This is a genomic window from Micromonospora sp. CA-248212, assembly GCF_050948405.1.
GTDB lineage: Bacteria > Actinomycetota > Actinomycetes > Mycobacteriales > Micromonosporaceae > Micromonospora.
The window spans coordinates 6,159,031-6,184,908 of sequence record NZ_CP192023.1 but is presented as its reverse complement, the minus strand read 5'-3'; the positions used below and the strand labels follow the sequence as shown (position 1 = coordinate 6,184,908).

General features: G+C 72.3%; 26 protein-coding genes. 15 read left to right on the top strand and 11 right to left on the bottom strand.

The annotated features are described in order from the left end of the window. Positions 1-92 precede the first annotated feature (92 nt). On the top strand, positions 93-1,055 hold the full coding sequence (locus ACQP03_RS29040; protein WP_433459154.1) for a zinc-binding dehydrogenase: 963 nt from the start codon (positions 93-95) through the stop codon (positions 1,053-1,055). A 124-nt stretch (positions 1,056-1,179) separates the two neighbouring features. On the opposite strand, the gene ACQP03_RS29035 is transcribed toward ACQP03_RS29040, so the two are convergent. Both ACQP03_RS29035 and ACQP03_RS29030 read right to left on the bottom strand, forming a co-directional pair. After that, entirely contained in the window at positions 1,180-2,145 is a 966-nt protein-coding gene (locus tag ACQP03_RS29035; protein WP_357125825.1) for an alpha/beta hydrolase family protein, read from the bottom strand. A gap of 75 nt (positions 2,146-2,220) precedes the next feature. Then, entirely contained in the window at positions 2,221-3,270 is a 1,050-nt protein-coding gene (locus ACQP03_RS29030; RefSeq protein WP_433459152.1) for an aldo/keto reductase, read from the bottom strand. A gap of 90 nt (positions 3,271-3,360) precedes the next feature. Between ACQP03_RS29030 and ACQP03_RS29025 the strand changes: the two genes are divergently transcribed. Beyond that, entirely contained in the window at positions 3,361-3,822 is a 462-nt protein-coding gene (locus ACQP03_RS29025; RefSeq protein ID WP_363661185.1) for a MerR family transcriptional regulator, read from the top strand. On the opposite strand, the gene ACQP03_RS29020 is transcribed toward ACQP03_RS29025, so the two are convergent. Further along, on the bottom strand, positions 3,704-4,249 hold the full coding sequence (locus ACQP03_RS29020) for a nucleotidyltransferase domain-containing protein (protein ID WP_433459151.1): 546 nt from the start codon (positions 4,247-4,249) through the stop codon (positions 3,704-3,706). The two genes, ACQP03_RS29025 and ACQP03_RS29020, sit on opposite strands and share 119 nt — an antisense overlap. A gap of 120 nt (positions 4,250-4,369) precedes the next feature. Between ACQP03_RS29020 and ACQP03_RS29015 the strand changes: the two genes are divergently transcribed. Further along, on the top strand, positions 4,370-4,624 hold the full coding sequence (locus tag ACQP03_RS29015) for a type II toxin-antitoxin system Phd/YefM family antitoxin (RefSeq protein WP_357396506.1): 255 nt from the start codon (positions 4,370-4,372) through the stop codon (positions 4,622-4,624). After that, complete coding sequence (locus tag ACQP03_RS29010; protein WP_357125810.1) at positions 4,621-4,995, top strand: type II toxin-antitoxin system VapC family toxin; 375 nt, start codon at positions 4,621-4,623, stop codon at positions 4,993-4,995. Before ACQP03_RS29015 ends, ACQP03_RS29010 begins: the two co-directional genes overlap by 4 nt. Before the next feature lie 35 nt (positions 4,996-5,030). Here ACQP03_RS29010 and ACQP03_RS29005 read toward each other — a convergent pair whose 3' ends face one another. Further along, positions 5,031-5,924 (bottom strand): alpha/beta hydrolase family protein, encoded by an 894-nt coding sequence (locus ACQP03_RS29005; protein WP_433459148.1) that lies wholly within the window; start codon positions 5,922-5,924, stop codon positions 5,031-5,033. A gap of 157 nt (positions 5,925-6,081) precedes the next feature. Here ACQP03_RS29005 and ACQP03_RS29000 point away from each other — a divergent pair, with 157 nt between their 5' ends. Continuing rightward, positions 6,082-6,249 carry a hypothetical protein gene (locus ACQP03_RS29000; RefSeq protein WP_357175305.1) on the top strand — a complete coding sequence of 56 codons (168 nt, stop codon included), beginning with the start codon at positions 6,082-6,084 and terminating at the stop codon, positions 6,247-6,249. Here the strand turns inward: ACQP03_RS29000 and ACQP03_RS28995 are convergent. From ACQP03_RS28995 to ACQP03_RS28980, 4 genes are all read right to left on the bottom strand, one after another. Then, entirely contained in the window at positions 6,246-7,361 is a 1,116-nt protein-coding gene (locus tag ACQP03_RS28995) for an acetate/propionate family kinase (protein WP_357396510.1), read from the bottom strand. The two genes, ACQP03_RS29000 and ACQP03_RS28995, sit on opposite strands and share 4 nt — an antisense overlap. After that, positions 7,358-9,427 carry a phosphate acetyltransferase gene (gene pta, locus ACQP03_RS28990; RefSeq protein WP_357125798.1) on the bottom strand — a complete coding sequence of 690 codons (2,070 nt, stop codon included), beginning with the start codon at positions 9,425-9,427 and terminating at the stop codon, positions 7,358-7,360. The genes ACQP03_RS28995 and pta overlap by 4 nt, the downstream gene beginning before the upstream one ends. 148 nt (positions 9,428-9,575) lie before the next feature. Then, entirely contained in the window at positions 9,576-9,761 is a 186-nt protein-coding gene (locus ACQP03_RS28985) for a DUF6104 family protein (protein WP_139582193.1), read from the bottom strand. A gap of 121 nt (positions 9,762-9,882) precedes the next feature. Further along, positions 9,883-13,620 (bottom strand): multifunctional oxoglutarate decarboxylase/oxoglutarate dehydrogenase thiamine pyrophosphate-binding subunit/dihydrolipoyllysine-residue succinyltransferase subunit, encoded by a 3,738-nt coding sequence (locus tag ACQP03_RS28980; RefSeq protein ID WP_357125794.1) that lies wholly within the window; start codon positions 13,618-13,620, stop codon positions 9,883-9,885. Positions 13,621-13,874: 254 nt separating this feature from the next. Between ACQP03_RS28980 and ACQP03_RS28975 the strand changes: the two genes are divergently transcribed. Together ACQP03_RS28975 and ACQP03_RS28970 are read left to right on the top strand one after the other, a co-directional pair. After that, positions 13,875-14,216, top strand: coding sequence for a hypothetical protein (locus tag ACQP03_RS28975; RefSeq protein ID WP_357396513.1), 342 nt, complete (start codon positions 13,875-13,877; stop codon positions 14,214-14,216). Continuing rightward, positions 14,213-14,620, top strand: coding sequence for a hypothetical protein (locus ACQP03_RS28970; RefSeq protein WP_357396515.1), 408 nt, complete (start codon positions 14,213-14,215; stop codon positions 14,618-14,620). Before ACQP03_RS28975 ends, ACQP03_RS28970 begins: the two co-directional genes overlap by 4 nt. A 103-nt stretch (positions 14,621-14,723) precedes the next feature. On the opposite strand, the gene ACQP03_RS28965 is transcribed toward ACQP03_RS28970, so the two are convergent. The 3 genes from ACQP03_RS28965 to ACQP03_RS28955 all read right to left on the bottom strand — a co-directional run bounded on the left by ACQP03_RS28965 (position 14,724) and on the right by ACQP03_RS28955 (position 17,251). Continuing rightward, entirely contained in the window at positions 14,724-15,545 is an 822-nt protein-coding gene (locus ACQP03_RS28965; protein ID WP_357125785.1) for an ABC transporter permease, read from the bottom strand. Further along, positions 15,542-16,477: an ABC transporter ATP-binding protein gene (locus tag ACQP03_RS28960; protein WP_357125781.1), complete on the bottom strand. Its 936-nt coding sequence runs from the start codon at positions 16,475-16,477 to the stop codon at positions 15,542-15,544. Before ACQP03_RS28960 ends, ACQP03_RS28965 begins: the two co-directional genes overlap by 4 nt. Before the next feature lie 129 nt (positions 16,478-16,606). After that, positions 16,607-17,251, bottom strand: coding sequence for a hypothetical protein (locus ACQP03_RS28955; protein WP_363661188.1), 645 nt, complete (start codon positions 17,249-17,251; stop codon positions 16,607-16,609). Between the two features lie 151 nt (positions 17,252-17,402). Between ACQP03_RS28955 and ACQP03_RS28950 the strand changes: the two genes are divergently transcribed. The 8 genes from ACQP03_RS28950 (at position 17,403) to ACQP03_RS28915 (ending at position 25,761) form a co-directional block, all read left to right on the top strand. After that, positions 17,403-18,179: a GNAT family N-acetyltransferase gene (locus ACQP03_RS28950; RefSeq protein ID WP_357125775.1), complete on the top strand. Its 777-nt coding sequence runs from the start codon at positions 17,403-17,405 to the stop codon at positions 18,177-18,179. Beyond that, positions 18,176-19,108, top strand: a complete 933-nt coding sequence (locus ACQP03_RS28945; protein WP_363661189.1) for a lysophospholipid acyltransferase family protein — start codon at positions 18,176-18,178, stop codon at positions 19,106-19,108. The genes ACQP03_RS28950 and ACQP03_RS28945 overlap by 4 nt, the downstream gene beginning before the upstream one ends. A 287-nt stretch (positions 19,109-19,395) precedes the next feature. Further along, a complete protein-coding gene (locus tag ACQP03_RS28940; RefSeq protein ID WP_357175283.1) occupies positions 19,396-20,220 on the top strand; it encodes a DUF4097 family beta strand repeat-containing protein in 825 nt (274 codons plus the stop codon). Next, a complete protein-coding gene (locus ACQP03_RS28935) occupies positions 20,217-20,828 on the top strand; it encodes a PadR family transcriptional regulator (RefSeq protein ID WP_357125766.1) in 612 nt (203 codons plus the stop codon). Before ACQP03_RS28940 ends, ACQP03_RS28935 begins: the two co-directional genes overlap by 4 nt. Positions 20,829-20,902: 74 nt before the next feature. Further along, a complete protein-coding gene (locus tag ACQP03_RS28930; RefSeq protein WP_357125763.1) occupies positions 20,903-21,604 on the top strand; it encodes a response regulator transcription factor in 702 nt (233 codons plus the stop codon). Continuing rightward, positions 21,601-23,157: a sensor histidine kinase gene (locus tag ACQP03_RS28925; protein WP_357125760.1), complete on the top strand. Its 1,557-nt coding sequence runs from the start codon at positions 21,601-21,603 to the stop codon at positions 23,155-23,157. The genes ACQP03_RS28930 and ACQP03_RS28925 overlap by 4 nt, the downstream gene beginning before the upstream one ends. A gap of 218 nt (positions 23,158-23,375) precedes the next feature. Continuing rightward, entirely contained in the window at positions 23,376-24,923 is a 1,548-nt protein-coding gene (locus ACQP03_RS28920) for a trypsin-like peptidase domain-containing protein (protein WP_433461225.1), read from the top strand. A gap of 169 nt (positions 24,924-25,092) precedes the next feature. Next, the gene (locus tag ACQP03_RS28915) at positions 25,093-25,761 is read left to right on the top strand and encodes a BON domain-containing protein (RefSeq protein ID WP_357125754.1); all 669 of its coding nucleotides are present in this window, start codon (positions 25,093-25,095) and stop codon (positions 25,759-25,761) included. The last annotated feature ends 117 nt before the right edge of the window (positions 25,762-25,878 follow it).

The window sequence follows — 25,878 nt, the reverse complement described above, 5'->3', positions numbered from 1 at the left end:
CGCCGTGACCGGCGTGGTGACCGCGACGGCGTGACCGGCGTGCGGCGTGGCCCGGCGGCCGGCCCTTCTTAACGAGCGCTCAGCTTGTTACGGTGCCGATCATGCGTGCTGCCTTCGTCTCCCGCTTCGACGACGCCGATCCGCTCACCGCCCTCACCGTCGGTGAGCGACCCGAGCCGACCCACCCGGAGGACGACTGGGTGACCGTGCGGGTGCGCGCCACCTCGCTCAACCACCACGACCTGTGGTCGCTGCGCGGGGTGGGGCTCACCGAGGCGCAGTTGCCGATGATCCTCGGCTGCGACGCGGTGGGTGTGGACCCCGAGGGCAACAACGTGGTCGTCTACCCGGTCGTCGTCACTCCCGGTGACCCACGCGGCGTCTCCATCCTCTCCGAGCACTTCGCCGGGACCCTCGCCGAGCAGGTCGCCGTACCCCGGTCGAACCTGGTCCCGCTGCCCGACGGCATGGCCGCGACCGACGCCGCGTGCCTGCCCACGGCCTGGCTGACCGCGTGGCGGATGCTGACCACCAAGGGTCGCGTCGCGGACGCCGACAGCGTGCTGGTGCAGGGCGCGGGCGGCGGCGTTGCGACGGCGGCCGTCGCGCTCGCCGTCGCGATGGGCAAGCGGGTGTACGCGACCAGTCGCGACGCCGCCAAGCGCGAGCGGATCTCCGCTCTCGGGGCCACCGCTGTGGAGCCCGGCGCCCGGCTGCCGGAGCGGGTCGACGTGGTGATCGAGACGGTCGGCGCGGCGACCTTCGAGCACTCGATGAAGTCGGCCGCCCCGATGGCCCGAATCGTGGTCTCCGGCGCCACCGCCGGCCACCAGCCGACGGTCAACCTGCGCCGGGTCTTCGCCATGCAGTTGGAGATCCTGGGCACGTCGATGGGCACCCCGGGGGAGCTGTACGAGCTGCTGGCGTTCTGCGCCGAGAACGAGGTCCGCCCGGTGGTGGACAGCGTGGTCCCGTTCAGCCGGGTCGAGGACGCCTTCGCCCGCCTGCACTCCGGCGACGCCTTCGGCAAGGTCGTCATCGACCACACCGCCTGACCCCCGCGCCCGGCCCCCACACCTCCACACCCCCGCGATCTTGCACTTTCTGTTGCCGTCTCGCGAAAAATGTCCCGCTATGACGCGACAGAAAGTGCAAGATCGCGCGGGGGAGGGGCGACGCTCAGAGGTGATCGTCGAAGGTTGCGATGTCGTTGCGGGTCGCGTCCTTGGCGATGCGCTTCTTGGCCGCCGGGTCGCCGTACAGCGACCAGCGCAGGAACTCGACGGACGTGTCCGAGACGACCCGCAGTGACGCGGCGTCGCCGAGCAGCGCTCGGCCGTGGTCACCCTTGGGCAGGCTCAGCAGCGCCTTCGGCCACGGCACCTTGTCGTACGCCGCCTTGCCCGCCGCGTAGTCGACCACCTCGTCCAACTCGCCGTGCACGAACAACTGCGGCGCGGTCGCGCCCGCGAACGCCGTACCGACGCCGACGGCCGTACCGGCGAACACCACCCCGGCGTCCAGCCGTTCGTCCCGGCCCGCGGTGAACAGGCCGATGGTGGTCACCCCGCCGGCCGAGTGCCCCGCCGCGGCCACCCGGTCGGTCGCCAACCGGCCGCGCAGCCCGTCGCCGGCCCTGCCGTCGAGCGCCAGCACCTGGGTCAGCGCGTACGACACGTCGGCCGGTTGGTTGAGGACGTCGAGGACGTTGCCGTCACCGCCCTTGGAGGTGTGCGGGAAGGTCGGCGCGGCCACCACGAAGCCGGCCGCGGCCCAGCGGGTCAGCAGCGCGGCGTAGTCCTCCGGCCGCCCGCCGAGGCCGTGGCTGAACATCACCACCGGAAACCGGCCGTCCGCCGCCGCCGCGGACCGCCTGGCCGCGCCGCCGGCCTTCCCGGCCGCCGGATACCAGAGGGTCACCGGCAGCGCACGGCCGTCCCGGTTCAGCTTGAGCTGTCGTACGCCGACGCCGAAGGCGCTCTCGGGCGCGGACCCGGCGGGTACCCGCGGTGTCGGCGTGGCGGCCGGCGGCGGCTCGACGGCGACCGGCGCGGTCTCCTTCCTCGGGGCGTCCGTGGAGCAGCCGACCAGACCGGTCAGGAGCAGGGCGCTGGCCAGCAGCGTGGGGGTGACACGACGCGACATGGCCTCAATTGTGCCGTGCCGCGCCGGTGGCTCGGGGCGGTCCGGCGCGCTGCGGCCACGCTGTCACCGGTCGTCTCAGGCCGCGGCGCGTTCGGAGAGCGGACGCCGCCGCCGCGCCGGGTCGGTCAGGGAGCGGGGGCGGAAGGCGGCGTTGGGCTCGTACCGGTTCGTGCCGGGTGGCACGATCTCGTCGATCCGGTCGAGGGTCGCGTCGTCCAGGGCGAGGCTCGCGCCCTTGAGCAGGTCCTCCAGGTGCTGCATGGTCCGTGGTCCGATGATCGCCGAGGTGACCGCCGGATGGGCCACGGTGAAGGCGATGGCGAGTTGTGGCAGCGTGCACCCGATGTCCGCCGCGAGGTCGACGAGCCGCTCGACGATGTCGAGCTTGGCCGCGTTCTCCGCGATCGCGGGATCGAACTGCGCCGGCCGGAGAACCGCCCGCCCGGTCGACAGGTCGACGGCCCGATCCTTGCGGTACCTGCCGCTGAGGAAGCCGAAGGCGAGCGGGCTCCAGACCAGCACCCCCATGCCGTAGCGCTGGCAGACCGGGAGGACCGAGGTCTCCACCCCGCGGGCGAGGATCGAGTACGGCGGCTGCTCGGTGCGCAGCCGGCCGAGGCCGCGACGCTCGGACACCTGGTGTGCCTCGACGATCTCCTCAGCGGGGAACGTCGAACATCCGAAGGCGCGGATCTTTCCCTGGCTCACCAGGTCGGTGAGCACCGAAAGCGTCTCCTCGATGTCAGTCGAGGGGTCCCGGCGGTGGACCTGGTAGAGGTCGATCCAGTCGGTACCCAGACGTTGGAGGCTCCCCTCGACCGCCTTGAGGATCCACCGCCGCGAGTTGCCACCCTGGTTGGGCCCCTCGCCCATCGGAAAGTGGACCTTGGTGGCGAGGACGACGTCGTCGCGACGCCCCCGCAGCGCCTTCCCCACGATCTGCTCGGACTCACCCCGGCCGTACATGTCGGCGGTGTCGATGGCGTTGATGCCGCTGTCGATCGCGGTGTGGATGATGCGGACGCACTCGTCGTGGTCCGGGTTTCCGACGGCACCGAACATCATGGTTCCGAGGCAGTGGGTGCTCACCTCGATGCCGGTCCCGCCGAGGGTGCGATAGCGCATGCCGATGCTCCTCTGGCGATGTCGTGACGATCACGGGGGACCCTAGGAGCTGGAGTCGGCTCTAGGTCAAGCCTCGCTACCCTGCTCGGCATGGCCGACGACATCGCGAGTCTGAGCATCGGGCAGGTCGCCGAACGCACCGGCCTGAGCGTGCACGCCCTGCGCTTCTACGAGCAGGAGGGCGTCTTCGTCGATCCGGTACGCCGTGGGCCCGGCGGGCGTCGCGTCTACAGCCAGGACGACGTGGACTGGTTGACCGTCTGCATCATTCTCCGTGCCTCGGGCATGCCGTTGCCCGCGCTGCGCCGGTACGCCGACCTCGTCCGGGCGGGTGCCGGCAACGAGGAGGAACGTCTTGCCCTGATGCGCGAGCACCGCGAGCGCGTCACCGGCCAGATCGGCAAACTCACGCAGTGCCTGGACCTGATCGGTTTCAAGATCGGGGTGTACGAGGACCTGCTCGACGAGGCCCAGCGAGCAGTCGAGCCAGGTCGTCCGCGTCCTTCGGACGGCGGGGACGCTCCGGCATCCACACCGGGTACATCTGCTTGAACTCGATCTGGGCCGCCACCGAGATCGTCGGCACGGTCAACGAGCCGATCCGGCCGGGCGGCGCGTCCAGCATCCCGGCCGGCAGAGGGGTGCCCGCCCAGGGGCCGGCGCCCACGGTCGGCCGACCGCTGTCGTCCCGGCCCAGGTACGCCACGCTGACCTCGACGTCTCCCGCGAACAGGTCGAGCTGTCGCTCCGCCGGCATCCTCGGGTCGGGACGCCAGCCCCGGGCCAGCAGCAGTGCGGCGAGTCGCGGCGCGTCCTCGTGCCAGCAGTACCAGTCGACGTCGACGTGCGGGCGGGTCACCGCGCCGAGGTGGAAGTCCATCGCCCAGCCGCCGCGCAACCACACCGGGACACCAGCCGACGTGCTCACCTCGACCAGCTCGGCGATGCTCGCCAACTGACGCTGCGCGAGGTCGTCCATCGGGCCACGGTACCGTCGGGAGGCGTGCGCGTCCGACCCCCGCCCCGAGCCGACAAGGCCGCTGACGTCGGCGTTCAAACAGGCTAGACTAATCCCTTAGCTAAGCGAGAGGGCTGCGCCATGTCGGCTGAGGCCGTGCACTACAACATGCATGATGCCAAGACCCATCTGTCGCGCATCATCGAACGGGTGGAACGCGGCGAGGAGATCATCATCGACCGGGCGGGCACCCCGGTGGCGAAGGTCGTACCCCTGGTCCGGCGGGCCAACCGCACCGCGATCGGCTCGCTCGCCGGCCAAGTGGACCTCTCGGGTGACTGGGACTCACCACGGACCAACGCCGAGATCGCCGAGGACTTCGGCCTCGGCGCATGAACCTGCTGCTGGACACTCACGTCGCCCTCTGGGCCATCGCCGGCGACCCGGACCTCGGCCCCGAGTTGCTCGACCAACTACGCCACGAGCCAGACATCTTCCTCTCCCCGGTCACCCTGTGGGAGATCACCATCAAGCAGAGCACCGGGAAACTCGCCGGACCGCCTGACCTTGCGGAGCGGGTTCGAGACATGGGCTTCCGGGACCTCCCGGTGACCCATGCCCACGCCATCGCCGCTGGCCGCCTGCCACCACATCACCGCGACCCCTTCGACCGCATGCTGGTGGCGCAGGCGATCACCGAAGGGTTGACCCTCGCTTCGCGCGACGCGTCGATAGCCCTGTACGACGTGGACGTCCTCAAGGTGTGACCGGACGGCTCGGCCGGGTGCCGGGTGGGGAGTTGCTAGCGGGCCGGGCGTGACTCGTAGCGGGTCAGCGCCGTGCGGGCGTCGAGGGGGAGGCGCGCGCCGGCCGTGCTGTCGCCGTAGAGGGTCCAGCGCAGGAAGTCGGTCGTCGTGGCCAGCACCGGTGTGAACCCGGGACGGTCCGGCGTGAGGTACTCGCCGTGCCCCTGCCCCACGACGCTGAGGAAGGCCGCCGGACCCCGGGTGCGCGCGTACGCCGCCCGCCCGACCGTCACCGGCACCACCGGGTCGGCCGTGCCGTGCACGAACAGCACCGGGGCGCTCGGCCCCGCGAAGCTACCGGGCAGTCCGCCGCCGGCGATCACGATGCCGGCGCGCAGCCGGGTCGGGTGGCCCTCGGTGAACATGCCGGAGGTGGTGAAGCCACCCGCCGAGTGACCGGCGGCGGCGACCGACGCGAGATCCAGGTGGCCGGCGAGCGGATCACCCGGGTCGCGGTCGAGGCGTCCCAGGTGCCGGATCAGCCGCCAACCGTCGGCGGGCTGGTTGCGGACGTCGGCCCGGGTGAAGTGCGCGGCGTCCGAGCGGGTGTGCGGGTACGCCGGCGCGGCCACCACGAATCCGGCCGCCGCCCACCGGGTGGTCAACCCGGCGTGCAGTTCGGGCCGGCTGTGCAGCCCGTGGCTGTAGACGACCACCGGGAACCGCCCGGCGGCCACACCGTCGGTGCCCACCGGATACCAGAGGGTCACCGGCAGGGGGCGCGCCGAGCGCGGATCGAGGGTGAGCGTACGCACGCCGACGGTGTACGACCCCTCGGGCGCTCGGCGCGCGGCCGGTGCCCCGGTGGACCCGCCGGCCACGGCGGAGGCCGGCGCGCACCCCGCCAGCAGCGCTGTCACCAGTACGGCGACCAGCCGTCCCGCCCCCACTGTCTCACCGTAGGCGTCGGGACCTGCGCGACGACCCCGCCGTCCGGCCTGCGTCTGCCCGCCACCCGGTCGGGTCGCTCCGCCGCCCGGCCCGACCCGACGCGACCACGGGAGGTGGGGGCGGTGCGTCGGCCACGGCTTCGCTAGGGTCACCGGCATGGCTGAGAACTACACCGACCCCAGTGGCAACACCGAGGCGTTCCGTGCCTTCACCCAGACGCCGGAGGCCACCGCCCCGGCCGACGCGCCGTCCCGGCTGCCCCTCATCGTCGGCGCGGCGGTGGTCGTGGTGCTGCTGGTGGCCCTGGTCGTCTGGCTCGCCTAGAGCTTCCCCACCACGTCCCGGGTCTGCCGGGCGATCTCCCGTTCCTCGTCGGTGCGGATGACGCACACGCTCACCTCGGCGCCGTCGGGTGAGATCACCCGGTCACCCTGGCCGTCGTTGCGGGTGTCGTCCACGCTGATGCCGAGCCGGTCCAGGCCGGCCAGCGCGGCAGCCCGCACTCCGGCGGCGTGCTCGCCCACCCCGGCGGTGAACGCGATCGCGTCGACGCGGCCGAGCAGCGCGTAGTACGCCCCGACGTACCCGGTGATCCGCCGGCAGTAGACGTCGAAGGCCAGCGCGGCGGCCCGGTCGCCGGCGGCCCGGCGTTGCAGTACCTCGCGCATGTCGTTGACGCCGCTCAGGCCGAGCAGGCCGCTGCGGTGGTTGAGCAGGTCGTCGATCTCGTCCACCGACAGGCCGCCCTCGCGTCGCAGGTGGAAGATCACGGTCGGGTCCAGGTCGCCGCTGCGGGTGCCCATCACCAGCCCTTGCAGGGGTGACATCCCCATCGAGGTGGCGACGCTGCGACCACCGGCCACCGCGCAGGCGCTCGCCCCGTTGCCCAGGTGCAGGGTGATCGTGTTGAGCTGCCCGTACGGGCGGTCCAACAGCTCGGCGGTACGCCGGGAGACGTACGCGTGCGAGGTGCCGTGGAAGCCGTACCGGCGGATGTCGTACCGCTCGGCGGTGTCCCGGTCGATCGCGTAGGTCGCGGCGGCCTCGGGCAGGGTGTGGTGGAACGCCGTGTCGAAGACGGCGACCTGCGGTACGTCCGGCAGGGCCGCCCGTGCCATCTCGATGCCGGCCAGGTTGGCCGGGTTGTGCAGCGGGGCGAGCGGGACCAGGTCGCGGATCGCGGCCAGCACCGCGTCGTCGACGAGCGTCGGGGCGGTGAACGTCCGGCCGCCGTGCACCACGCGGTGCCCGACGGCTGTCAACCCGGTCAGGTCCAGCCCGTCCAGGATCTGCCGGACCGCGCTGGCGTGGTCCGCCGGGCCGCCACCGGCCTCGCCGACCCGCTCGACGGTGCCCTGCCCGAGCGTGCGGTCCCCGTCGTAGAGCCGCCACTTCACCGACGACGACCCGCAGTTGAGCACCAGGACCCGACTCATGACGCCTCCCCGGCGGCCGCCTGGATGGCGGTGATCGCCACCGTGTTCACGATGTCCGGCACCAGCGCGCCCCGGGACAGGTCGTTCACCGGCCGGCGCAGGCCCTGCATCACCGGCCCGACGGCGACCGCCCCGGCCGAGCGCTGCACCGCCTTGTACGTGTTGTTGCCCGTGTTGAGGTCCGGGAAGATGAAGACCGTGGCGTGCCCGGCGACCTTGCTCTCCGGCAGTTTGGTCGCCGCCACCGCCGGATCGATCGCCGCGTCGTACTGGATCGGCCCCTCGACCAGCAGGTCGGGCCGGCGTTCCCGGACGAGCGCGGTGGCCGCGGCGACCTTCTCCACGTCGGCGCCCGCGCCGGAGCTGCCGGTGGAGTACGACAGCATGGCCACCCGGGGCTCGATGCCGAACCGTGCGGCGGTGTCGGCCGACGAGATCGCGATGTCGGCGAGCTGGGCGGCGTCCGGGTCGCGGTTCACCGCGCAGTCGCCGTAGACCAGCACCCGGTCGCGCAACAGCATGAAGAAGACGCTGGAGGCCACCGAGACGTCCGGGACGGTACGGATGATCTCGAAGGCGGGTCGGATGGTGGCGGCGGTCGTGTGCGTGGCGCCGGAGACCATGCCGTCGGCGTGCCCGGTGGCCACCATGAGCGTGCCGAAGTAGTTGGGCTGGGCCACGATGTCGTACGCCAGCTCGGCGGTGACGCCCCGGTGGGCGCGCAGGCGCGCGTACTCGGCGGCGAACTCGTCGTGCCACCCACTGCTCGTCGGGTCGACGAGCCGCGCGTCGCCAAGGTCGATGCCCAGCTCGCGGGTGCGCCGGGCGATGTCGTCGGGACGGCCCAGCAGCGTCAGGTCGGCCACGCCCCGGCGTAGCAGGATTTCCGCCGCCCGCAGGATCCGGTCGTCGGTGCCCTCGGGAAGCACCAGGTGGCGGCGCTGCGAGCGGGCCCGGTCGATCAGCTCGTTCTCGAACATCAGCGGGGTGACCCGCGTCGAGCGGCTCACCCGGAGCCGGCGGGCCAGGTCGTCGGTGTCCACGCAGCGTTCGAACGCGCCCAGCGCGGCCTCCACCTTGCGCGGGTTGGCCACGCTGGGCCGCCCCTCGATTCGGCTGGACGCCTCGACCGTGTCGTAGCTGTCGCTGCCCACGGACAGCACCGCCAGCCCGGTGTTCAACCCCTCCACCAGCCGCATGACCCGGGGATCGGGCTGCTCGCCCAGGGTGAGCACCAACCCGGCCACCGACACCTGCCCGGCCACGTGGGCCGCGCTGGCGGCGACGAGCAGGTCGGCCCGGTCGCCCGGGGTGATCACCAGCGCGCCCTCGGTGAGGTGGCCCAACAGGGTCGGCACGTGCGCCGCGCCGACCACGAAGTCCAGCACGTCCCGCCCGAGCGCGGCGTCGTCCCCGGCCAGCAGGGTGGCGCCGAGCGCCGCCGCCACCTCGGCCACCGTCGGCGCCGACACGCTCGGCACCTCCGGGATGGCGTACGCGGGCACCGGCAGCTCCGGCAGCGTCATCGGTCCGGGCACCCGGTTGGCGATCACCGCGAGCACTGTCGCGCCCAGGTCGGCCAGATCGTGGTACGCCCCGCGCATGGCCGCCGCGACGGCCGCCGGCTCCTGCTCGTAGCCGTCCACGACCGGTACCACCACGCTGCCGAACTCGGTGGCCAGCCGGGCGTTGAAGGCCAGCTCGCGAGGGTGCGCGGGGTCACCCGGCTCGTCGAAGTCGCTGCCCACCACGACCACCGCCGGGCACTGCCGCTCGACCGCCCGGTAGCGCTCCACGATCGCGGAGATCAGCTCTTCGCGCCGGCCGTCGGCGACCAGCGCGGCCGCCTCGGCGTAGGTGGCCCCGGCCAGCTCGGCGACCGGCACCTCGACCCGGTACCGCTCGCTGAGCAGGGCGAGGATCGAATCGGGGCCGGTGTCGGCGACCAGCGGCCGGAACACGCCAATCCGCCCCACCTGCCGCGACAGCAGTTCGGCCAGTCCGAGAGCGATGGTCGACTTACCCCCGCCCGAACCCACGCTGGTCAGGTACACGCTGCGAGCCACGCCCCCACCCTAGAAGATCGCCGGCCCCACGCCGCTCCCTCCCGAGCACCCCGCCCCCTCCCGAGCACCCCGCCCTCGTGATCAAGAGGTTTGCGTCACGATCGGGGCCAGAAGTGACGCGAACCTCTTGATCACCGGGTCAAAGGGGTTAGGCGTCTTCGTCGTCGGGGTCGTCCAGGCGGGCCAGGTAGGTTGCCAGGCGTTCGATGGGGGTTTCGAACTCCGGGTTGAGGTCGACGAAGTCGCGCAGGCGCTCGCCCAGCCACTCCAGGGTCACCTGCTCGTCGCCCCGGCGTTCGACCAGCTCCTCGATGCCACGGTCGGTGAAGTACACGTCGTACGTCCTCGTGCTCGGCCCGGCGCGGACCGGGCGGGTCGGTGATCGGATGGACCGACGCGAGCCGGGGCAGGACCGCGGTCGACGGCCCTGCCCCGGCTCGCGTGGCGCGGTCAGTTCACGGGCGGGGAAGTGCCGCCTCGATGAGCGCGGTCTGCTCGACCTCGTGGGTCTTGGCCGAGCCGACCGCCGGGGCCGCCGCGGCCGGGCGGGAGATCCGCCGCAGCCGGACGTCGGTGAGGTGCTCCAGCAGGTTGAGCGCCACGAACGACCAGGCGCCCTGGTTGGCCGGCTCCTCCTGCACCCAGGCGAAGTCCTCCGCGTTCGGGTACTGCGCCAGGGCGGCGCGGATCTCCTCGACCGGCAGCGGATAGAGCTGCTCGATCCGGAGGATCGCGGTGTCGGTGACGCCGCGCTCCTGCCGGGCCTGGAACAGGTCGTAGTAGACCTTGCCGGAGCAGAGCAGCACCCGCTTCACCGCCTCCGGCGCCGGGGCGGCCGTGTCGCGCAGCACCGGCTGGAAGGTGCCGGTGGTGAAGTCCTCCACGGAGGAGACGCAGAGCTTGTGCCGCAGCAGCGACTTGGGCGTGAACACCACCAGCGGCTTGCGCTTGGGCGACAGGGCCTGGCGGCGCAGCAGGTGGAAGTAGTTCGCCGGGGTCGTCGGGATGGCGACCCGCATGTTGTCCTCGGCGCACATCTGCAGGAACCGCTCCGGGCGACCGGAGGTGTGGTCCGGGCCCTGGCCCTCGTGGCCGTGCGGCAGCAGCAGGGTGACAGCCGAACGCTGACCCCACTTCACCTCACCGGACGAGATGAACTCGTCGATCACCGACTGGGCGCCGTTGACGAAGTCGCCGAACTGGGCCTCCCAGGCGACCAGCGCGTTGATGTTCTCCACCGAGTAGCCGTACTCGAAGCCCATCGCCGCGTACTCGCTGAGCAGCGAGTCGTGCACGAAGAACCGGGAGCGCTCGCCGTCGCCGGTGAGCGACTTGAGCGGCAGGTAGTCGTCCCCGGTACGGGAGTCGACCACCGACGCGTGCCGCTGGACGAAGGTGCCGCGACGCGAGTCCTGACCGGCGAGCCGGACGGTCACCCCGTCGTGCAGCAGCGCCCCGAACGCGATGATCTCGCCGTACCCCCAGTCGATGTTGCCCTCGACGGACATCTTGGCCCGCCGGTCGAGCAGCTGCTGGATGCGCTTGTGCGGGGTGAAGCCCTCCGGCAGGTTGACGTGCGCCTCGCCGATCGCCTTGACGACGGCGGCGTCGGTGGCGGTGTCGACGGCCGGCTCCGGCTCCTCCTCGCGGCGCGGCCGGTTGAGCTGGCGCGGCGCGGCGGCGGCGTCCCGGGTGGCCTTGAAGACCTTCTCCAGTTGGGCCTGGTAGTCGCGCAGCAGCTCCTCCGCGTCCTCCACGGTGATGTCGCCGCGACCGATCAGCTCCTCGGTGTAGAGCTTGCGCACCGAGCGCTTCGAGTCGATGATCTTGTACATCTGAGGGTTGGACATCGACGGGTCGTCGCCCTCGTTGTGGCCGCGCCGGCGGTAGCAGACCATGTCGATCACGACGTCCTTGTTGAACGTCTGCCGGTACTCGAAGGCCAGCCGGGCCACCCGGACCACGGCCTCCGGGTCGTCGCCGTTGACGTGGAAGATCGGCGCCTGGATCATCCGGGCCACATCGGTGCTGTAGAGGCTGGACCGGCTGTACTCCGGGGCGGTGGTGAAGCCGACCTGGTTGTTGACCACCACGTGCACGGTGCCGCCCGTGCGGTAACCGCGCAGCTGCGACAGGTTGAGCGTCTCGGCGACCACGCCCTGCCCGGCGAACGCGGCGTCACCGTGCACCGCCAGCGGCAGCACGGTGTAGCCCTCCAGCTTGAGGTCGATCCGGTCCTGCTTGGCCCGGACGATGCCCTCCAGCACCGGGTCGACGGCCTCCAGGTGCGACGGGTTCGCCACCACCGACACCTTGACCGCGTGCTCGCCGTCCGGGGTGGTGAACTTGCCGTTCTGGCCCAGGTGGTACTTCACGTCGCCGGAGCCCTGCGTGGAGCGCGGGTCCAGGTGGCCCTCGAACTCCGAGAAGATCTTCTCGTACGGCTTGCCGACGATGTTGGCCAGCACGTTGAGGCGGCCCCGGTGGGCCATGCCGATGACGACCTCGTCCAGGCCGTTCTCGGCGGAGGACTCCAGCACCTCGCCGAGCAGCGGGATCAACGACTCGCCGCCCTCCAGCGAGAAGCGCTTCTGGCCCACGTACTTGGTCTGCAGGAAGGTCTCGAACGCCTCGGCCGCGTTGAGCCGGTTGAGCACGTGCTTCTGCTCGTCGGCGGACGGCTTCTCGTACTTGCGCTCGATCCGCTCCTGGATCCAGCGCCGCTCCTCCGGGTCCTGGATGTGCATGTACTCGATGCCGACCCGGCGGCAGTACGAGTCACGCAGCACGCCGAGGATCTCGCGCAGCTTCATCCGCTGCCGGCCGGCGAAGCCGTTGACCGGGAACTCGCGGTCCAGGTCCCACAGGGTCAGCCCGTGCTGGAGAACGTCCAGGTCGGGGTGCTTGCGGATCTTGAACTCGAGCGGGTCGGTGTCGGCCATCAGGTGACCGCGCACGCGGTACGCGTGGATCAGCTCGTGCACCCGGGCGGTCTTGTTGATCTGACCCTCGGAGTTGACGGCGACGTCCCGCATCCAGCGGACCGGCTCGTACGGGATCCGCAGCGAGGTGAAGATCTGGTCGTAGAAGCCGCGCTCGCCCAGGATCAGCTCGTGCATCACCTTGAGGAACTCGCCGGACTGCGCGCCCTGGATGATCCGGTGGTCGTACGTGCTGGTCAGCGTGATGACCTTGCTGACCGCCAGCTCGGCGAGGGTGGCCTCGGACATGCCCTGGTAGGGGGCCGGGTACTCCATCGCGCCGACGCCGATGATCGCGCTCTGCCCCTGCATGAGCCGCGGCATCGAGTGCACGGTGCCGATGCCGCCCGGGTTGGTCAGCGAGATCGTGGTGCCGGCGTAGTCCTCCATGGTCAGCTCGTTGCGCCGCGCCCGCCGGACGACGTCCTCGTACGCCTGCCAGAACTGCCGGAAGTCCATCTGCTCGCAGCCCTTGATGGAGGGGACCACCAGGTTGCGGGTGCCGTCCGGCTTGGCCAGGTCGATGGCGATGCCGAGGTTGACGTGCGCCGGGCGGACCACGGCCGGCTTGCCGTTGGCCTCGGCGAACGAGTTGTTCATCTCGGGGTGCTCGACCAGCGCGCGGACCATCGCGTAGCCGACGAGGTGGGTGAAGCTGACCTTGCCGCCCCGCCCCCGGGCGAGGTGGTTGTTGATCACGATCCGGTTGTCGACCAGCAGCTTCGCCGGGACCGCACGCACGCTGGTCGCGGTCGGCACGCTCAGCGAGGCGTCCATGTTCTGGACGATCTTCGCGGCGACACCCCGTAGCGGCGTGGTCTGCGGGCCGTCGGCGGTCGGCGCGGGCGCCTTCGCGGCCGGCTTGGCCGGGGCCTCCTTCGCCGGCGCCGGGGCGCTCTTGGCCGGGGCGGGCGCGGCGGCGGCCGGCTTGGCCGGAGCGGCGGCGGCCGGCTTCGTGGCGGGCTGGGTCACCTTGGCCGCGGCCTCCGGCTGGCCGTCCGGCTCGGGGGCGGCGGCCGGCTTGCCAGCGCTCTCCGTCGGGCGCGGTGTGGCGGCGCCGGGCGCTGGTCGATAGTCGGCGAAGAAGTCGTGCCAGGCTGAATCGACGCTCGTGGGGTCGGCGAGGTAACGCTGGTACATCTCCTCGACGATCCACTCGTTCGGGCCGAAACCCGCCAGTGGGTTCTCCTGCGAAGTCTGCTGGGTCGACACGGCCGGTAATCGCCTCTTTCACGCGGGTTTGTGTGTCACGCGGTGTCCGTCACGCCGATCAAGGAGAACGGACAGACGACTCCCAGGCTACGCCGTACGGATCGCCCCGGCATTTCCGCCTCGGTCGGGTGGCCCGATTCACAGAACATGCCAGAAGTTCGGCAACCCCTGCGGCGATCGTCGCCGGCTGGTACGGCGAGATTGAGTATCCCGACGGATGTCTCAGCCGGCCCTCCTCCGCCACGATCGGGCGCATGGATGGACACGGGGTACGGGGGCGCTACGGCAGGAGCATGGGGGTGGCGGCCGGTTGGTACGTCACCACCGTCGCGGCTGTGGCGGTGGGCACCACGAGCGTGCCGAGCACGCCGTCGGACGGCGACTGCGCGGCCTGGTTCAGTTGTCTGTCGCCGGGGGAGTCGCTGGCGTTCGTCGCGTTGGTGTGGGGAGCACCGATATTCGTCGGGGTGATGTTCGTGACGGCGCTGGTGGCCGCGCTGGCCGCCCGGCTCGTTCCGTCGGCCGTGATCGCCGGGACCCTGGCCGCGGTGGTCAGCCTCACGCTCTGCGGCGCCGTCCTCGCGGGGCTGGTATGAAGCGCCTCGGCCTCGGAGGGCTCTTCTTCGCCTGGCTCTACGGGGTGCCGTTCCTGCTGATGGTGGGGCTCATCCGCCGCGTCTCTGCGCCCTACACGCCGACGTACGCCGAAGCCAAGGCCTTCGGCGCCACCACCGACGCCCTGTTGACGACCGGGCTCCTGCTCAACGCGGTGCTTCCGGTGATCGGTCTGCTCCTGGCCGGGCTGGCCGGGGACGAACGGTGGCGTCGCCACTTCGCCGGGGCGTTCGGCGGGATGGCGCTGATCTACGTGGCGGTCGCGCTGGTGGGCGGCATGGCGACCAGCGCCCTGATCGGGCACGTCCCCGACGACCAGGAGCCGGCCCCGCAGATCACCCAGTGCATACCCATCAGCGGTGGCCGGGGCTGCCCCGGCGGCTGACGCCCGTGCGGCCGTGCCGCCACCACCCCCGATTGTGAAAGGAAGGGCCCCTTACTAGACACCAGGCGTTAGTAAGGGGCCCTTCCTTCGGGAGAACCCTTGGTTAGGAGATGTCGCGCCGGCGGATCAGCAGGGAGCCGGCCACACCGGTCACCACCGCGTATCCGATCAGCACGGCCGCGCCGGCCCAGCGCGGCGGGTTGCCAGGGATGTCCGCCCCGGTGACCATCAGCGACGACGCCAGCGACGGCACCAGCAGTTGCAGGTTGTTGATCCAATCGCCCCAACGATCCGCCAGGATGGCGATGACGAAGATGGCGCCGATCGAGCCGCCCAGGTAGAGCAGGATGCCGGTCACGGTGGCGCCGATCTGGCTGCGGATCAGCACGCCGATGCCGACGCCGAACACCGCCCAGAGCAGGTACGCGAGCAGGTTCAACCCGATGGCCCGCCAGGCCGCGTCGTTACCCAGTTGCCCGTCCACCCCGACCGCGCTCAGCACGGCCGACCCGGCGATCAGGTTGAACACGGTGGTGACCAGCCAGAACAGCAGAGCCAGCACCCCCGCCGCGACCAACTTGGCGAGCATCACCGCGGTGCGGTGCGGGCTCGTGAGGAACGTGGTGGTGACCGTCTGGTGGAAGAACTCGCTGGTCACCACGATGATGCCGAGCAGCATGACGATGAGCAGGCCGAAGAACTGCCCGGTGGTGAACAGGTTCGACGAGAGCGCGTCCGGGGTGGCCGCCGCGGCGAACTGGTCCGCCTGATCGCCCACCTGGGCGGGGTCGGTGCTGGTGAGGGCGTCGGCCTGCAACCAGTTGATGAGCAGCGTGAGCGCCCACAGCGGCAGGCTGATCAGCGCGAAGATCCACCAGGTGTTGGTGGTACGGATCTTGAGCAGCTCGGATCGGACCAGGTTCATCGGATGCCCGCCTTTCCGGCCGTCAGCTCCAGGAAGACCCGTTCCAGGTCGGGTCGTTCGGTGGACAGTTCGTGCAGTTCCACGCCGGCGGCCAGGGCGGCCCGGCCGATCGTCGGGGCGTCCACCCCGGAGACCAGCAGCACGCCGTGCTCGTCGGTGGTGACGGTGGCCGACTGCGCCTTCAGCGCGGTGGTCAGCGCCTCGGCCTGCGGGGTGCGGACCCGGACCTGGGCGCCCTGCGCCATCGACCCGAGCACCTGCTCGACCGGCCCCTGCCGGACGAGCTGCCCGGCCGCGATGATCACCACGTCGTCGGCGAGGAGCTGCATCTCGGACAGCAGGTGACTGGAGACCAGCACCGTACGGCCCTCGTGGGCGAGGTTCTTGAGGAACCCGCGCATCCACCGGATGCCCTCCGGGTCGAGGCCGTTGGCCGGCTCGTCGAGGATCAGCACCCGTGGGTTGCCGAGCATCGCGGCGGCGATACCGAGCCGCTGCTTCATGCCCAGCGAGTAGCCCTTGAACTTGCGCTTGGCGGCCGGGGTCAGCCCGACCAGTTCCAGCACCTCGTCGGCCCGACTGCGGGGCAGACCGGCCGCCGCGCAGATCACCCGCAGGTGGTTGATGCCGGTGCGGCCCTTGTGCGCGCTGGACGCCTCCAGGATCGCGCCGACGTGCCGCAGCGGGTCGGTCAGGTCGGCGTAGCGGTGGCCGCTGATGGTGGCCGTGCCGCCCGTGGGCGTGACCAGGTTCAGCAGCATGCGCAGCGTGGTGGTCTTGCCGGCGCCGTTCGGGCCGAGGAAGCCGGTCACCCGCCCCGGTGCCACGGTGAAGGACAGGTTGTTCACCGCCCGCACGTTCTTGTACTGCTTTGTCAGACCGGACACCACGATCTGACCGTCGCTGGTGGGGCTTCGCTGCCCGTCAGTCATCGTTCTCCTCCCGTGTGGCGTCGAGGTACGCCGTGGCACAGCGTGACGGTACCGAGCAACAAGGTCAATCAGCCCGAGTACCTACGGCGTGGTCCTCCTTGGGAAGGACGCCCGGAACGGCGACGGGCCTCAGCGGGCGATCCAGGTGGCGCGGGCAGCGCCGAGCAGCGTGCCGTCCGGGCCGTACAGGCTGGTGTGCACCAGCGCCTTGCGGCCGTCGACACCGATCAGCGCGCCGGTCACCACGCACTCGTCGCCGGGCGCCGGCCGGGCCGCGACCACGGCGGCGATCCGGCCGAGCAGGTACGGGCGGTCCGGCGTGAGCACCGTCCAGCCGCCGGGGCAGTCCAGCGCGGCCCAGACGGTGGCGTCGTCGACCTGCTCGGGCGCGCGGAACGGCGCGGCGGTCCGGCCGTCCGGCAGTCGTCCGGGGAAGATCCGCAAGCCGTCGGTCCGGCCCGGACCACAGACGAAACACCGGGGGTACGGGTGCGCGACGAACCCGGGGTAGCGGGTCGCCGCCTCCGCCGCCGTCCCGGCGTCGACAGGTGGTACGACGGCGTCCACGACACCGGCCGGGCGGACCTCGGCCACCAGGTCGCCGGCCGGGTCCCGGACCTCGCCGTCGACGAGGGTCAGCTCCGTCTCCAGCGGCGGTGGGCGACGCAGCGTCACCTCGACCGGTCCGGGCCCCGCCGCGGTGGCGAAGAGGCCGGCGCTCCACCCGCCGTTGCCGGAGCCGGTGGGCCCGTTGTAGCGGGACTCGACGCGCATGGGTGACCTCCGTGAAGCGTGGACCGGCATCGTCGCCGATCCGTCCCGCAGCCTTGCACGAAGGCACCCCGCAGGCATCCGCCGGCCGGCGTTCACCCGTCCGACACCAGCGGTGCCCGCCGATGGCACCCGGGGCCCTTACACAGATCCCATGGCCGTTCTGCATGTCGCTGGCACGCCACTGACGACCAGCGGATACACCCTGCTGATCGCCGACGACCCCACCCAGGTCGCGGCCGCGCAACGCCTGCGCCACGAGGTGTTCGCCACCGAGTTGGGCGCCACCCTCGCACCCGGTCGGGCCGGGTTGGACGTGGACCCCTTCGACGCCCACTGCGACCACCTCATCGTCCGGGAGGACAGCACCGGGCAGGTGGTCGGCACGTACCGGCTGCTGCCGCCGGGGCGTACCGACCGGCGGTACGCCGAGAGCGAGTTCGACCTCGCCGCGCTGGACCCACTGCGCGACGACCTCGTCGAGACGGGCCGGTCCTGCGTGCACCCGGACCACCGCTCCGGCGCGGTGATCAACCTGATGTGGGCGGGGCTCACCCGCTACCTGCACCTGCGCGGCTCGCGCTGGCTCGGCGGCTGCGCCTCGGTGCCGGTCGACGACGGCGGTCGTACCGTCGCCGGGGTGTGGGCCCAGGCCCAGGCCCGGCACCTGTCGCCGCCGCCGCTGCGGGTCCGGCCGCTGCGTCCGTGGTTCGCCGAGCCGGCCGCCGCCCTGGCCGCCCCGGCCCCCGATCCGGGCGCTCGGGTGGCGGTCCCGCCGCTGCTGCGCGGTTACCTGCGACTCGGCGCGTGGATCTGCGGTGAGCCGTCGTACGACCCCGACTTCGGGTGCGCCGACTTCTACGTGCTCTTCTCCCTCGACCGGATGAACCCGCGCTACCTGCGGCACTTCCTCGGCGGAGACGAGCGGTGAGCGTCGCGGCGCAGGACCTGTGGCGGCCCTCGTCGGGCTGCGACGACGAGTGCCTACCGGCGACCGGCGAGGTGCCCACGGTGTCGGTGGCCCGCCGGGTGCTCCGGCTGGTCGGGGCGGGAGTCATGCTGTTGGCCGGGGTGGGCGTGGTGGTGCTGCTGCCCGTGCTGCCAGCGCCGGAGCGGCAGGCCCTGCTGCGTGGCTGGGCCCGTGGCACGGTGCGCGCCTTCGGCGTCCGGCTGGTGATCAAGGGGCGGCTGCCCCGGCGGCGCGCGCTGCTGGTCGCCAACCACGTGTCCTGGCTGGACATCCTCGCCGTGCTGGCGGTCGCGCCCACCCGGATGGTGGCGAAGCGGGAGATCCGGTCATGGCCGGTGGTCGGGCTGCTGGCCGCCGCCGCGGGCACCGTCTTCGTGGACCGGTCGCGCCCGCGCGCGCTGCCGGCCACCGTGCGCCGGCTCGCCGACACGCTGCGCGCCGGTCGGTCGGTCGCGGTCTTTCCCGAGGGTACGACCTGGTGTGCCGGGAACGGCGCGGCCGAGTGTCGCCCCGGGGGCGGCTTCCGTCCGGCCATGTTCCAGGCGGCGATCGACGCGGGCGCTCCGGTGGTGCCGCTGCGGCTCGGGTACCGGATCGCGGACACCGGGGCGTGCACCACGGTCGCCGCGTTCCTCGGCGCGGACACCCTGCTGCGCTCGGTGGCCCGGGTGGTCGCGGCCCGGCACCTGGTGGTGTCGGTGACGATCGCCGCCGCGCTGCATCCGGGGCAGGACACCGACCGGCGGTTGCTGGCCCGGGCCGCCGAGTCGGCCGTACACCTGGTGGCGGCCGCCCCGGCGCGGACCCGGCTGCGGCCGGTGCCCACGGCGACCCCGGCGGTCCCGGCGCCAACGCCCAACCCCGGTCGGGAGCTGGACCTGGCCGCCTGAACCGGCCCCCGCCCGCTGTCCCGACCCCCCGACCCCGCCCCCGCCCGCTGTCCCGGCCGGCCCCCGCGCGCCGCGTGCCCTCGCGGGGGAACGCCGGTCAAGATCCGCGCAACAACCGGGTTGTTGCTGCCTCCCGTGTGCCGGAGGCAGCAACATCCGGGAAACTGCGCGGGTCTTGGCGGACGCCGCCGGACAACGTCTCGCGACAGTCTTGTCGTATCGCGATGTATCGCGTTACTGTCTTCTCGGGAGGCGCGCCACGGCGTGCCGTCGAGAGGAGCACACCCATGGCCGGATGGACGGTCGAGACGCCGCAGCGGCTCACCCTGGACGGTCCGGTCACCCGGCTGGACGTCCGCCTCGTCAGCGGACGGCTCAACGTGGTCGCCGCCGACGGGCCGGCCCGGATCGACATCACCGAGGTCGGCCGTCGACCCGTCCTGATCGACCACTCCGACGGTCGCCTCAGCATCCGCCAGGAGCGCGACTGGGGCTGGCCGAACTTCCTGCGCGGCCTCCGGGCGATCCACCGCTTCCCCCGGGTGGACGTCTCGGTTGCCGTACCGGCCGACGTCCTCGCCGACCTGGGATTGGGCGCCGGCTCGGTGGTCGTCTCCGGGCTGCGCAAGCAGACCACCGTCGACCTCGCCGCCGGCCAGATCACTCTCATGGGGCTGCGCGGCACCACCTTCGCGAAGCTCACCTCGGGGCCGGTGGAGGCGCTCGGGGTGCGCGGTGATCTCACCCTGGAGACCGTCTCCGGGGAGGTGATCCTCGCCGACAGCGCCGCCGAGCGGGTGCGGGCGCAGACCGTCTCCGGCGCGATCACCTGCGACCTGGACAACCCCCGACGCAGCGACATCCGGCTCGCCACGATCTCCGGCAGCATCACCGTCCGGGTCCGCGAGGACAGCGACCTCTCCGTCCGGCTGAACACCGCCGCCGGCCGGATCACCAGCGGTTTCCCGCAGGTACGCAGCTCGACATATCCGCTGCCGAGCAGCGAGGGGGTGCTCGGCAGCGGTGACGGTAAGCTCTGGGCCTCCGCGACCTCGGGCAGCATCGCCCTGCTCGCCCGAGCGGTCGACGACGATTCCGAGGAGCTGCCGTGACCGCCGTGTTCAGCCACGGACGGCTCCGGCTCTACCTGCTCAAGCTCCTGGACGACGGTCCCAAGCACGGCTACGAGCTGATCCGCCTCCTGGAGGACCGGTTCCTCGGGCTCTACGCGCCCAGCGCCGGCACCATCTATCCCCGGCTGCAACGGTTGGAGGCCGAAGGGCTGGTCAGCCACACCGCCGCCGGCGGGCGCAAGACGTACGCCATCACCGACGCCGGCCTCGACGAGCTGCGCCAACGTGCCGGTGAGCTGGCCGCGTTGGAGGCGGACATCGCGGCCTCGGTGGCGGACCTCTCCACCCTGGCCGGCGAGATCCGCAGCGAGGTGCGTGGCTCGACGCGTGACCTCAAGCGGGAGCTGAGCGAGGCCACCCGGCAGACCCGGCGGGCGCGGTGGGCACCCTCCGCGTCGTCGCACCGACCGCCGCCGTCCGACGCGCCACGCGCCGCCCTGCTCGACGAGTTCGACGAGCGGCTGGCCTCGTTCACCGGTGAGGTGAGCCGCCTGGCGCGCGGGCGGCAGTTCAGCGACACTCAACTGCGCACGGCGATCCGGCTGCTCGACGGGGCCCTGGACGGGCTGCGGCGGCTGCTGCGCTGACCGTTCGGCGACTCACAGGATTTTTCCAGCAAGCGTCCAGCGCCGGCGCAGTGAGTTCACCGATGATTGGGCCCATGGCCGCTACCCAGACCGAGGCGCGACTTCTCGTCGTCGAGGACGACCCCAACATCCTCGAACTGCTCTCCGCGAGCCTGCGCTTCGCGGGCTTCGACGTGGCAACCGCGACCAGCGGCAGCGCGGCCCTCAACGCCGCCAAGGACCACCGGCCCGACCTCGTCGTGCTCGACGTGATGCTGCCCGACCTCGACGGCTTCGAGGTCATCCGGATGCTGCGCGAGGGCGGTACGCGTACCCCGGTGGTCTTCCTGACCGCGCGGGACGCCACCGACGACAAGATCCGCGGGCTCACCCTGGGCGGCGACGACTACGTCACCAAGCCGTTCAGCCTGGAGGAGTTGACCGCCCGGATCCGCGCCGTGCTGCGTCGCACCTCCACCGGCGAGCAGACCCCGTCCCGGCTCACCTTCGCCGATCTGGAGCTGGACGAGGAGACCCACGAGGTGCACCGCGCCGGGCAGCGGGTGCAGCTCTCGCCGACCGAGTTCAAGCTGCTGCGCTACCTGATGCTCAACGCCAACCGGGTGCTGTCCAAGGCGCAGATCCTCGACCACGTCTGGAACTACGACTTCCGGGGCGACGACAACATCGTCGAGTCCTACATCTCCTACCTGCGGCGCAAGGTGGACACCGGGCAGCCCCGGCTGATCCACACCCTCCGCGGCGTGGGGTACGTGCTGCGCAAGCCGGCGGCGTGAACCCGGTCCACCAGGCGAAGGTGCGGGTCCGCGGCGTGCCGCTGCGGCTCAAGCTGGTCACCTCGGTGCTCACGCTGGTCGCCGTCGCGCTGCTGGTGATCAGCTCGCTGACCGCCTACTTCCTGCGCAACTACCTCCAGGGCCAGGTCGACGGGCAGGTGAGGTCGACCGCCCAGGGCCTCGGCCAGTTGCTCCCGAAGCTGCGCAGCGGTGAGGTCGGCGCGATGCTGCCCAGCGACTACGTCGTCATCGTGGCCGACGAGCAGCAGGTGTACCAGCCCAAATACGACCGTCTCAGCTACGGCCCCGACCAACTGCCCGCGTTCCCCACCAGCCGCGCGGGTTTCGAGGCGGCGGAGGGCGAGCCGCAGACCGTCCTGGCCCACAACGGCTACACCCGCTGGCGGGTGTACTACGCTCCCCAGCCGGACGGCTCGGTGCTGGCCGTGGGTCAGCCGCTGACCGACGTGGACCGGGCGGTGAAGCAGCTCGTCTGGATCGACCTGCTGGTCGGTGGCGCGGTGCTGATCATGCTGGCGTCGGTCGGCGCGGCGATCGTCCGGACCAGCCTCAAGCCTCTCGTCGAGATCGAACAGACCGCCGCCGCCATCGCCGGTGGCGACCTCAGCCGCCGGGTGCCCGACCCCGAACAGGGCCAGGAGCATCCCACCTCCGAGCTGGGGCGGTTGTCCCGCGCTTTGAACGCGATGCTCACCCAGATCGAGGCGGCGTTCACCGCTCGCGCGGCGTCCGAGACGGCCGCCCGTTCGGCGGAGAGCAGTGCCCGGGACGCCGCCGCCGCCGCCCAGACGTCCGAGGCGCGGGCCCGGCGCTCCGAGGAGCGGATGCGGCAGTTCGTGGCGGACGCCTCGCATGAGCTGCGGACCCCGCTGACCACCATCCGCGGCTTCGCCGAGCTGTACCGGCAGGGCGCGGCCCGCGCGCCGGAGCAGACCGCCGGCCTGCTGCGCCGGATCGAGGACGAGGCGGCCCGGATGGGTCTGCTGGTGGAGGACCTGCTGCTGCTGGCCCGGTTGGACCGGGAACGCCCGCTCTCGCTGGCCCCGGTGGAGCTGCCGGTGCTCGCCTCCGACGCGGTGCAGGCGGCCCGCGCGATGGCCCCGGACCGGCGGATCGACCTGGACATCGAGCCCGGATCGGGTCCGCTCGTCGTCTTCGCCGACGACGCGCGCCTGCGCCAGGTCATCGGCAACCTCGTCACCAACGCCCTCACCCACACCCCACCGGACGCCGAGATCCGCCTGCGACTGCGCGCCGAGACGGGCAACCTCGCCGTCATCGAGGTGGCGGACACCGGCCCGGGGCTCTCCCGGGAGCAGGCGGAGCGGGTGTTCGAGCGGTTCTACCGCGCCGACGCGGCGCGGACCCGACGCGCCGACGGCAACACCGGTACGGGCCTCGGCCTGGCCATCGTGGCGGCCCTGGTGACCGCCCACCACGGTTCGGTCGAGGTGGTGGAGACGCCGGGTGGTGGCGCGACCTTCCGGGTCCGGCTGCCGCTGCTGCCGTCGACCGAGGAGAGCGGCGAGTGACTTTCAGCCAACTTCCAGGACGGTTCCAGCTTGATCGCAGTGCCGGGGGAGAAGGTAGGGGCATGACCGAGTTCGAGTCCGACCCGCAGCGCCGGCCGGCCCCCACCGACGCCGAGCCGTCGCACCCCACCGCCGAGCTGCCGCGCGACGAGCGCGCGCAGTCCGACTCTCCGACCACCTCCCTTGCGACCCACGGGGACGCGACGCCGACCGCCGCCATGCCGGCCGCCGACGACGCGCCGACCGCGCCCGTCGCGCCCGTCGGCCAGCCCGCCGGGTACGAGCCACCGACCGGCACGCAGCCCGCCGGGTACGAGCCACCGACCGGCACGCAGCCCGCCGGGTACGAGCCACCGACCGCCGCGCAGCCCGCCGGGTACGAGCCGCCGACCGCCGGGTACCAGCCGGCTGCCGGCCAGCCCACCGGGTACGAGCCGCCGACCGCCGGCGCGTCCGCGCCGCCGTACCCGGTCTCCGGCCACCCGACGCCCGGCCAGCACGGCTACCCGCAGCCGTCCGACGGTCGCTACCCGGGTGCCCCCTGGTACGCGGGCCAGCAGTCCGGCTGGGCCGGCGGGGGCCAGCCGGGCGGGACCTACCCGCAGCACCCCGGACAGCACCCGCAGCACCCGGGACAGCACGCGCAGCACCCCGGACAGCCCGTGCCGCCCTGGGGTCCGCAGGCCACGCCGCCCGGTTCCGGGCCCCGACCGGGCCGGATCGCCAAGTTCGCCGGCGCCGGCGTCGCGGTGTTCGCCCTGATGCTCGGCTCCGGCGTGGCCGGTGGGGCGCTCGCGCTCGCCCTCGACGGCGACCGTGGCGGCGTCACCCGCACCTACACGGCAGCGCCGGTGCTCAACAGCGCGGACCTGCCGAAGATCGCCGCCGCCGTACAGGACAGCGTCGTCTCCATCGCCACCGACAGCGGTGAGGGCTCCGGCGTGGTGCTCACCGCCGACGGCTACGTGCTCACCAACAACCACGTGGTCGCCTCCGCGAGCGGGGACACCGTGCAGGTCGTCTTCGCCGACGGCAGGAACGTCCAGGCGAAGATCGTCGGCACCGACCCGAAGACCGACCTGGCCGTGGTCAAGGCCAACGGGGTGAGCGACCTCAAGCCGGCAAAGTTCGGCGACAGCGACGCCATGCAGGTCGGCGATCAGGTCCTCGCCCTGGGTAGCCCGCTCGGCCTCCAGGGCTCGGTGACCGCCGGCATCCTCAGCGCCCGGGACCGCACCATCCGGGCCGGCGAGGGCCAGCAGCAGGACCCGAGGCAGCAGGGCCAGGCCGTCAGCTCGATCTCCGGGCTGCTGCAGACCGACGCGCCGATCAACCCCGGCAACTCCGGTGGCGCGCTGGTCAACACCCGGGGTGAGGTCATCGGCGTCAACACCGCCATCGCCACCTCCGGGCAGAGCACCGGCAACATCGGCGTCGGCTTCGCCATCCCGAGCAACAAGGCCAAGGACGTCGCGGGCAAGCTCCAGCGCGGCGAGAAGGTCAGCCACCCGTCGCTCGGGGTCGGCGTCAACCAGGCCGAGGGCGGCGGCGCGCTGGTCGCCTCGGTTACCCCGGGCAGCCCCGCCGAGAAGGCCGGCCTCCAGCAGGGCGACGTGGTCACCCGCTTCGGCGACAAGCCGATCAACGACTCCGACGACCTGGTCGGCGCGGTGCAGGCCGGCAAGGTCGGCGACCGGGTCGAGCTGCACTTCAAGCGCAACGGGGCCGAGAAGACCGCGACGGTGACGCTCACCGAGACGTCCTGACCGACACCACAGAACCTGCCTCCCTCCGGCGGCGGGTGGCGGAGCCAAGGGGGTTGGCTCCGTCACCCGCCGCTTTTCCACGGCGGTTCACCCGGTTCGGGTGAACCGCCGTCACCCGTGTGCCCGGAAGGCTCGGCGGGCGAGCCGGCGAGCGTACGGGGGTGGGCCGATGAGCACGGTGGATGTCGAGGACGACCAGCGGATCCAGCGGGACGTCCTGGCCGAGCTGGCCTGGGATCCGCAGGTGCTGCCGAACGAGATCGGGGTGACCGTCGACCGGGGGGTGGTCACCCTCACCGGGTACGTCGACGGCGCTGCCCGTGGCTGGGCGGCCACCCGGTGCGCCCAGCGGGTCCGGGGCGTACGCGCGGTGGCCGACGAGATCGAGGTACGGCTACCGGGGACGCCGGGGCGTACCGACGGTGACATCGCCCTCGCGGCGTCCCGCGCCCTCGAATGGGACAGTTTCGTACCCGCCGAGCGGCTGGACGTCAGCGTGGCCAACGGCTGGCTGATGCTGCGCGGCGAGGTCGAGTTCGGCTGGCAGCGCCGCGCCGCCGAGGGGGAGCTGCGCCGCCTGGACGGCGTACGGGGTGTCACGAACCTCGTCGAGGTGCGACCGTCGACGCCGCCGCCGGACGAGCGGACCCGGCAGGACGTCCAGCGCGCGCTGGCGCGGACGCTCGGCGGCGAACGAGTGACGGTGGAGGTGGACGGTGACACGCTGGTCCTCGCCGGGGTGGTCCGCTCGTGGTGGGAACGGGACCAGGTGGAGCGGGTGGCGTGGTCCACGCCGGGTGTGCGGGTCGTGCACGACCAACTCCTGGTCGGCGGGTGAGCGTCCGTCGTGTCCGGTTTATCGGTGGTCGCGGGGGGAACCCGCCGCGAACCATGCCGACCGGGGGACCAACGGGGAGGACTCGTGGCCGTGAACCACCCGCCCGCCGACCGCCCG

What these genes read in the sequence shown, in the direction of transcription:
- ACQP03_RS29035 (WP_357125825.1), bottom strand. Translation starts at nt 2,145, where the DNA reads ATGTCGCGTCGTGTCACCCCCACGCTGCTGGCCAGCGCCCTGCTCCTG.
- ACQP03_RS29030 (WP_433459152.1), bottom strand. Translation starts at nt 3,270, where the DNA reads ATGCGCTATCGCACCCTCGGCGGGACCGGCATCGAGGTGAGCACCCAC.
- ACQP03_RS29025 (WP_363661185.1), top strand. Translation starts at nt 3,361, where the DNA reads ATGGCCGACGACATCGCGAGTCTGAGCATCGGGCAGGTCGCCGAACGC.
- ACQP03_RS29020 (WP_433459151.1), bottom strand. Translation starts at nt 4,249, where the DNA reads ATGGACGACCTCGCGCAGCGTCAGTTGGCGAGCATCGCCGAGCTGGTC.
- ACQP03_RS29015 (WP_357396506.1), top strand. Translation starts at nt 4,370, where the DNA reads ATGTCGGCTGAGGCCGTGCACTACAACATGCATGATGCCAAGACCCAT.
- ACQP03_RS29010 (WP_357125810.1), top strand. Translation starts at nt 4,621, where the DNA reads ATGAACCTGCTGCTGGACACTCACGTCGCCCTCTGGGCCATCGCCGGC.
- ACQP03_RS29000 (WP_357175305.1), top strand. Translation starts at nt 6,082, where the DNA reads ATGGCTGAGAACTACACCGACCCCAGTGGCAACACCGAGGCGTTCCGT.
- ACQP03_RS28995 (WP_357396510.1), bottom strand. Translation starts at nt 7,361, where the DNA reads ATGAGTCGGGTCCTGGTGCTCAACTGCGGGTCGTCGTCGGTGAAGTGG.
- ACQP03_RS28975 (WP_357396513.1), top strand. Translation starts at nt 13,875, where the DNA reads ATGGATGGACACGGGGTACGGGGGCGCTACGGCAGGAGCATGGGGGTG.
- ACQP03_RS28970 (WP_357396515.1), top strand. Translation starts at nt 14,213, where the DNA reads ATGAAGCGCCTCGGCCTCGGAGGGCTCTTCTTCGCCTGGCTCTACGGG.
- ACQP03_RS28965 (WP_357125785.1), bottom strand. Translation starts at nt 15,545, where the DNA reads ATGAACCTGGTCCGATCCGAGCTGCTCAAGATCCGTACCACCAACACC.
- ACQP03_RS28960 (WP_357125781.1), bottom strand. Translation starts at nt 16,477, where the DNA reads ATGACTGACGGGCAGCGAAGCCCCACCAGCGACGGTCAGATCGTGGTG.
- ACQP03_RS28955 (WP_363661188.1), bottom strand. Translation starts at nt 17,251, where the DNA reads ATGCGCGTCGAGTCCCGCTACAACGGGCCCACCGGCTCCGGCAACGGC.
- ACQP03_RS28950 (WP_357125775.1), top strand. Translation starts at nt 17,403, where the DNA reads ATGGCCGTTCTGCATGTCGCTGGCACGCCACTGACGACCAGCGGATAC.
- ACQP03_RS28940 (WP_357175283.1), top strand. Translation starts at nt 19,396, where the DNA reads ATGGCCGGATGGACGGTCGAGACGCCGCAGCGGCTCACCCTGGACGGT.
- ACQP03_RS28930 (WP_357125763.1), top strand. Translation starts at nt 20,903, where the DNA reads ATGGCCGCTACCCAGACCGAGGCGCGACTTCTCGTCGTCGAGGACGAC.
- ACQP03_RS28920 (WP_433461225.1), top strand. Translation starts at nt 23,376, where the DNA reads ATGCCGGCCGCCGACGACGCGCCGACCGCGCCCGTCGCGCCCGTCGGC.
- ACQP03_RS28915 (WP_357125754.1), top strand. Translation starts at nt 25,093, where the DNA reads ATGAGCACGGTGGATGTCGAGGACGACCAGCGGATCCAGCGGGACGTC.